Annotated in this window: 6 protein-coding genes; 3 read left to right on the top strand and 3 right to left on the bottom strand. The window is 46.9% G+C overall.

Features of this window, described 5'->3' with window-relative positions; all coding sequences use genetic code 11:
• Positions 1-27 precede the first annotated feature (27 nt).
• From dcd to B7Y67_RS08945, 3 genes are all read left to right on the top strand, one after another.
• Entirely contained in the window at positions 28-594 is a 567-nt protein-coding gene (gene dcd, locus B7Y67_RS08955) for a dCTP deaminase (protein WP_041484826.1), read from the top strand.
• Between the two features lie 39 nt (positions 595-633).
• The gene (locus tag B7Y67_RS08950; RefSeq protein WP_215302973.1) at positions 634-2,901 is read left to right on the top strand and encodes an arginine/lysine/ornithine decarboxylase; all 2,268 of its coding nucleotides are present in this window, start codon (positions 634-636) and stop codon (positions 2,899-2,901) included.
• Positions 2,902-3,012: 111 nt separating this feature from the next.
• Positions 3,013-3,246, top strand: a complete 234-nt coding sequence (locus B7Y67_RS08945; RefSeq protein ID WP_293598345.1) for a type II toxin-antitoxin system Phd/YefM family antitoxin — start codon at positions 3,013-3,015, stop codon at positions 3,244-3,246.
• A gap of 12 nt (positions 3,247-3,258) precedes the next feature.
• On the opposite strand, the gene B7Y67_RS08940 is transcribed toward B7Y67_RS08945, so the two are convergent.
• From B7Y67_RS08940 to argH, 3 genes are read right to left on the bottom strand one after another with little or no spacing between them, the layout of a single operon-like run.
• Complete coding sequence (locus B7Y67_RS08940; RefSeq protein ID WP_293598344.1) at positions 3,259-4,791, bottom strand: TRAP transporter large permease subunit; 1,533 nt, start codon at positions 4,789-4,791, stop codon at positions 3,259-3,261.
• A complete protein-coding gene (locus B7Y67_RS08935) occupies positions 4,788-5,339 on the bottom strand; it encodes a TRAP transporter small permease subunit (protein WP_293598343.1) in 552 nt (183 codons plus the stop codon). Before B7Y67_RS08935 ends, B7Y67_RS08940 begins: the two co-directional genes overlap by 4 nt.
• A gap of 5 nt (positions 5,340-5,344) precedes the next feature.
• Complete coding sequence (gene argH, locus B7Y67_RS08930) at positions 5,345-6,763, bottom strand: argininosuccinate lyase (RefSeq protein ID WP_293598342.1); 1,419 nt, start codon at positions 6,761-6,763, stop codon at positions 5,345-5,347.
• Between the last annotated feature and the right edge of the window lie 34 nt (positions 6,764-6,797).

Below are 6,797 nucleotides of genomic sequence, written 5' to 3'. Positions count from 1 at the left end.
GGCCTGCGATGGTTTTACAATTCGGCCATGACTATTAAATCTGACCACTGGATCCGCCGCATGGGCGAGCAAGGCATGATCAGCCCATTTGAACCTGGGCAGGTCCGCCAAGATGCCGCCGGGCAAAAAATCGTGAGCTATGGCACTTCAAGCTATGGCTATGACATTCGTTGCGCTGATGAGTTCAAGATCTTCACGAACATCAATAGCACTATCGTTGATCCCAAGAATTTCGACGAGCAATCCTTTGTAGATTTCAAGGGCCCAGTTTGTATCATCCCTCCTAATTCTTTTGCCTTGGCAAGAACCGTTGAGTACTTCAAGATTCCACGCAGCGTCTTAACGGTGTGCGTAGGTAAGAGTACATATGCGCGTTGCGGAATTATTGTGAACGTCACTCCATTTGAGCCTGAGTGGGAAGGTTACGTCACACTCGAGTTTTCTAATACGACTCCATTACCTGCAAAAATTTATGCTGGTGAAGGATGTGCACAAGTTTTGTTCTTTGAAAGCGATGAAGTGTGCGGCACATCGTACAAAGATCGTGGCGGTAAGTATCAAGGCCAAGTCGGCGTAACTTTGCCGAAGACTTAATCTATTTAATCGCCGTATTGGCGAATTTAAAGGCTACTCATGAAATTTCGTTTTCCAATCATCATTATTGATGAGGACTTTCGCTCTGAAAATATTTCAGGTTCGGGTATTCGCGACTTAGCGGAAGCCATTGAAAACGAAGGTATGGAGGTGATTGGCTTAACTAGCTATGGAGACCTCACATCCTTTGCGCAGCAGGCCTCCCGCGCCTCTAGCTTTATTGTGTCTATTGATGATGAAGAGTTTGTTTCTGACTCCGAAGACCATGACTTGCCAGCATTAAATAACTTGCGCGCCTTTATTACTGAAGTACGTAAGCGGAATGAAGATATTCCAATCTTCTTATATGGTGAGACTCGTACTTCACGTCATATGCCAAATGACATCTTGCGCGAGTTACATGGTTTCATTCATATGAATGAAGATACGCCAGAGTTTGTGGCGCGTCATATTATTCGTGAAGCAAAGGTGTACCTAGACTCATTGGCGCCGCCATTCTTCCGCGCGCTGACTAATTACGCGTCTGAAGGTTCTTACTCTTGGCATTGCCCGGGCCACTCTGGTGGTGTCGCTTTCTTGAAGAGCCCAGTAGGTCGTATGTTCCATCAATTTTTTGGCGAGAACATGCTCCGCGCTGACGTTTGTAATGCGGTGGAAGAGCTGGGTCAGTTGCTGGATCACACTGGTCCTGTATTGCAAAGTGAGCGCAACGCTGCGCGTATCTTTAATACTGATCATTTGTTCTTTGTAACCAATGGCACATCCACATCAAACAAAATTGTTTGGCACTCTACTGTTGCCCCTGGTGATGTGGTGTTGGTTGACCGTAATTGTCACAAGTCGGTGATTCATTCGATTACGATGATGGGCGCGATTCCTATCTTCTTGATGCCAACCCGTAATCATCTGGGCATTATTGGTCCGATTCCAAAAGAAGAGTTCGAATGGAAGAACATCAAGAAGAAAATTGATGCCAACCCATTCATTAAAGATAAGAACGTAGTGCCACGCGTCATGACGCTAACTCAAAGTACTTATGACGGTATTGTCTATAACGTCGAGATGATTAAAGAGATGCTTGATGGAAAGGTAGACTCATTGCATTTTGATGAAGCTTGGTTGCCGCATGCTGCATTCCACCCTTTTTACAAGGACATGCACGCAATCGGCGCAGATCGCAAGCGCACCAAAAAGAGTTTGATGTTTGCTACCCAATCAACTCATAAGTTATTGGCCGGCCTCTCTCAAGCTTCGCAAGTATTGGTGCAGGATGCAGAAGAGCACAAGCTCGATCGCGACTGCTTCAATGAAGCCTACTTAATGCATACCTCGACCAGCCCGCAGTACGCCATCATTGCCTCTTGCGATGTGTCTGCCGCCATGATGGAAGCTCCTGGGGGTACAACATTAGTGGAAGAATCCATCGCAGAGGCAATGGATTTTCGTCGTGCAATGCGCGAAGTAGATGATAAGTTTGGTGCAGACTGGTGGTTTAAGGTCTGGGGCCCAGATCATTTAACTGAAGAAGGCATTGGCGAGCGTTCAGATTGGATTCTGGAGCCCAATGCAAGCTGGCATGATTTTGGTAATGTTGCCAAAGATTTCAATATGCTTGACCCCATCAAGGCGACTGTAGTGACGCCTGGTTTGGATGTTGAGGGCAACTTTGGTTCTATGGGTATCCCAGCAAGTATTGTTACTAAGTACTTGGCTGAGCACGGCGTGATCGTAGAGAAGTGCGGCTTGTACTCCTTCTTCATCATGTTTACCATTGGTATTACTAAAGGCCGTTGGAATACTTTGGTGACCGAGCTACAGCAATTTAAAGATCACTTTGATAAGAATGCCCCACTGTGGAAAGTGCTCCCAGAGTTTGTCGCTAAACATCCTCGCTATGAGCGGGTTGGTCTTAAAGACATCTGCCAGCAAATTCATGAGTTCTACAAGAGTCGCAATGTCGCTCGCATGACGACTGAGATGTACACCTCAGACATGGTGCCGGCAATGATGCCTTCAGAAGCTTGGGCGAAGATGGCGCATAAAAAAGTAGATCGTGTTCCCTTGGATCAATTAGAAGATCGGATTACCGCAATGCTGGTAACTCCATATCCTCCAGGTATTCCGCTTCTTATCCCGGGCGAGCGCTTCAATAAACGCATCATTGACTATCTCTACTTTGCTCGTGACTTCAATGAGCGCTTCCCAGGCTTTGAGACCGATATTCACGGCCTGGTTAAAGGGGATATCGATGGCCGTAGTGAGTACTACGTTGATTGTGTAAGGCAGGAGCCTGATATCACTCTATGACCTCTTTCAGGTGATAAACACTCTTAATACCCTGCTTTTGCAGGGTATTTTTTTATCCTGGAATATATTTATATACAGCTGTACTATGCGCAATCTAAATTGGAGGCTGTAATGCGAGTTATTCATTTTTCTGATGCAATGCAACGGCTACATCAAGTGATAAATCAAGTTACGAATGATTGTGAAGTGACTATTATTTATTGCGAGGGCGGGGAAGCTGCTGTTTTTATGCCAAAGAATAAATACTGCAGCGTTATGGAGACACTACATTTATTAAAATCTCCGGCCAACGTAAAGCACCTCGATAGGTCTTTATCTCAATATCGCAAAGGCCAAATAGAGTAAGCGCTTGGCCTACTATTTTCCTGGCTTATCTATTTGAAAGACTACCGGCGCATCTTCATCAACCTTATTTGTTGCCGCATCAGGCTTGGATTCATCGGCACTCGTGAAGTTAAATTCTTGACTCTGGACCACTGCCGCCGGCTTATCTAAGAAGGTGGTGACTAGTGCTGGGAATGCCGCTACAAGCACCACCATGATGAGTTGTAGGACAACCCAAGGTAATGCCCCCCAATAGATGTCACTACTCTTGACTTCTTTCGGTGCTACCCCACGAAGATAGAACAGCGCAAATCCAAACGGTGGATGCATAAATGAGGTTTGCATATTCACGCAAAGCATGACGCCAAACCATACCAGTGCAGCACTGGCTGCGGCCTGGGGATTGCCATTCATAGAGGCAAGTAGAACTGGTGCAAGTAGTTTGACTGCCACAGGCGCTAACAAAGGCACAACGATGAAGGCGATTTCAAAGAAGTCCAAGAAGAAAGCCAAAAAGAATACAAATAGATTCACAAGCACTAAGAAGCCAACCCATCCACCTGGCAGATTGGAAAACAATTCTTCAACCCAGTGGCCGCCATCAACACCTTGGAAGACAACCGAGAAGCAAGTGGAGCCAATCAAGATGAAGACCACCATGGCAGTGATGCGCATCGTGTTTTGATAGGCCTCTTGAATCAATCCTTTGAGATTGGGGATGCTGGCCCTGCGTATCCAGGCTAAAAGCAATGCACCCATCGCACCCATGGCGCCTGACTCGGTTGGAGTGGCAATGCCAGTCATGATGGTTCCCAGTACCAAGAAAATCAGTACTGCCGAGGGAATGATTCCCAAGAGGCATTTTTTCCAGAGTGCCCAGCCTGTGAGGGTGAGTTCGTTCTCAGGGGCGGCGGGTAGATAGTCGGGTCTAAAGCGAGCAAGGAAGAATGTGTAAAGAGCAAAAAGAGCAATTTGTAAAAGAGATGGACCCCAAGCACCAAGATACATACTGCCAACATCGGCACTCCCGCTCTGGGTTTTGAGCTGGTCAGCCAGGACAATCAGCACTAAAGAGGGTGGCACTAGTTGGGTAATGGTTCCAGAAGCCGCTAAAACGCCCGTAGCGTAGCGCATGTTGTAGCCGTAGCGCGTCATCACAGGGAGGGAGATCATCGCCATAGCGATCACCTGAGCAGCCACAGTACCGGTTATCGCCCCGAGAATGAATCCGACAATAATGACTGAGTAACCCAGACCCCCGCGAATGCGCCCAAAGAGCTGACCCATGGAGTCCAGCATTTCTTCTGCAAGACCGCAGCGCTCCAGAATGGCACCCATAAAAGTAAAAAAGGGAATTGCTAGCAGTAGGTCGTTAGCAAGGACGCTACCAAAGATGCGCTGAGGAATGGCCTGCAAAAAAGGCATGCCAAAGAAATTCTCAGTAATCGCTATGCCAGCAAAAAATAATCCCGCAGCCATTAAAGAAAAGGCTACTGGAAGGCCGATCAACATAAACACAATTAATCCACCAAACATCAGTGGCGGCATCCATTCAAGCGGAATCATTGCATGGGCTTTTCATAATGGAGATCGGCTACAGGCAATGTTTCTTTACCTTTGATTACGCCAATGCGTTTAATGATTTCCGATAAGCCTTGCAGGCTCAACATAAAGAAACCAAAAGGCACAATAAATTTAATGGGGTAGCGTGACAAACCACCTGCATTGAGCGAATGCTCTGAGACTAACCATGAGGGATAAAACAAAGTAGTCCACGATAGCCAAGTAAACAGAATGCAGGCCGGCATTAAAAAGACAATCAAACCAAAGAGGTCAATATAAATACGTCCGCGATCAGAAACCTGCGAGTAAATTAAATCGACTCGAACATGTTCATTGCGTTTGAGGGTATATGCGGCACCCAGCATTACGGCAGCAGCAAAGAGGTACCACTGCAATTCTAGCGGCCAGTTGTTACTAATATCCAGGCTATAGCGGAGTAGTGCATTGAGAGCTGATATTACGCAAGACAGCAAGATCATGATGCTGGCTGCTTTGCCCAAGAATTGATTTAGACGGTCAATTCCTGTTGAGAGCGTTCCCCAAAAGCCCATGCAGTTTAGAGATCTGCACGACCCCGTTTAATTGCAGCAAGCACTTGCGCTGGAGCAGTACCGCCAGCATGTTGACGAGAATTTACAGAGCCATCTACCGTTAAGAGGGCAAAGACATCATCACCCATGAGTTCAGGGCGATTATCTAAGCCACAGGCAAAGCGTAATTCAGACAGAGTGAGATCGGTAAGCATGCAGTTACGACCAACGCAGGCTTTAACAGCGTGAGCTACGGCCTCATGAGCATCGCGGAAAGCCAAACCTTTTTTGACCAAGTAATCAGCTAAGTCAGTTGCAGTGGCGAAACCTTCTTCAGCGGCAGCCTTCATTACATCTGCTTTCACCTGAATATGTGGGACCATATCAGCGAAGATACGCAATGTATCTTGCACGGTATCAACAGCATCAAACAGAGGCTCTTTATCTTCCTGGTTATCTTTGTTGTATGCCAGTGGCTGACTCTTCATCAAGGTTAATAAAGAGATTAAGTCGCCGTATACACGACCCGTTTTACCACGCGCCAATTCTGGTACATCTGGATTCTTTTTCTGCGGCATGATGGAGCTTCCAGTGCAGAAACGATCTGGTAAATCAATAAAGCCAAAGCGTGGGCTGAGCCAAAGCACAAGCTCTTCAGATAAGCGAGATACGTGCATCATCAAGATGGAAGCAAAAGCACAGAACTCAATCGCAAAGTCACGATCAGATACTGCATCAAGCGAGTTATTGCAGATGCCATCAAAACCAAGAGTCTTGGCAACTTGCTCGCGATCAATTGGGTAGGTGGTTCCGGCTAATGCAGCAGCACCAAGCGGCAGACGATTAAAGCGAGCACGAAGATCAGCCAAGCGGCTAGCATCACGGCTAAACATTTCGTAATAAGCCATTAAGTGATGGCCAAAAGTAATGGGTTGCGCTACTTGCAGGTGAGTGTGGCCAGGCATGATCGTGGCAGAGTGGGTCTCCGCAAGATCCAGCAAAGCAATACGCAAGGTTTTGAGGGTGGCTGCAATTTGATCCACGCTATCACGCAACCACAGACGTAAATCCGTGGCGACTTGGTCATTCCGTGAACGACCAGTGTGAAGGCGCTTTCCGGCATCGCCGACTAATTCCGTGAGGCGAGCTTCAATATTCAGATGGACATCCTCAAGAGCGAGTTGCCAGTTAAATTCACCAGCCTCAATTTCGCCCTTAATCTGAGCCATACCCTTTTGAATATCCGCTAAATCTTGCGCGCTAATAATCTTTTGGGTGGCCAGCATCTCAGCGTGAGCCAAAGATCCAGCAATGTCGACTAAGGCAAAACGTTGATCAAAGCCAATGGAGGCGGTATAACGCTGAACTAGTTCGTCAACGGGTTCGTTAAAACGGGCCGACCAAGCTTGGGCTTTGTTGGCAAGGGAATTTTTTGATGAGCTCATAAACGCAGTATATTGGTGTAGGTCTTTGATTATT

It is taken from the genome of Polynucleobacter sp. 35-46-11, assembly GCF_002281105.1.
Note: the sequence above shows the minus strand (reverse complement) of the source record. Positions and strands in the feature narration are given on the sequence as shown.

Excerpts from the sequence above, each read along its gene's own strand:
- dcd (WP_041484826.1), top strand. The coding sequence starts at position 28 with ATGACTATTAAATCTGACCACTGGATCCGCCGCATGGGCGAGCAAGGC.
- B7Y67_RS08950 (WP_215302973.1), top strand. The coding sequence starts at position 634 with ATGAAATTTCGTTTTCCAATCATCATTATTGATGAGGACTTTCGCTCT.
- B7Y67_RS08945 (WP_293598345.1), top strand. The coding sequence starts at position 3,013 with ATGCGAGTTATTCATTTTTCTGATGCAATGCAACGGCTACATCAAGTG.
- B7Y67_RS08940 (WP_293598344.1), bottom strand. The coding sequence starts at position 4,791 with ATGATTCCGCTTGAATGGATGCCGCCACTGATGTTTGGTGGATTAATT.
- B7Y67_RS08935 (WP_293598343.1), bottom strand. The coding sequence starts at position 5,339 with ATGGGCTTTTGGGGAACGCTCTCAACAGGAATTGACCGTCTAAATCAA.
- argH (WP_293598342.1), bottom strand. The coding sequence starts at position 6,763 with ATGAGCTCATCAAAAAATTCCCTTGCCAACAAAGCCCAAGCTTGGTCG.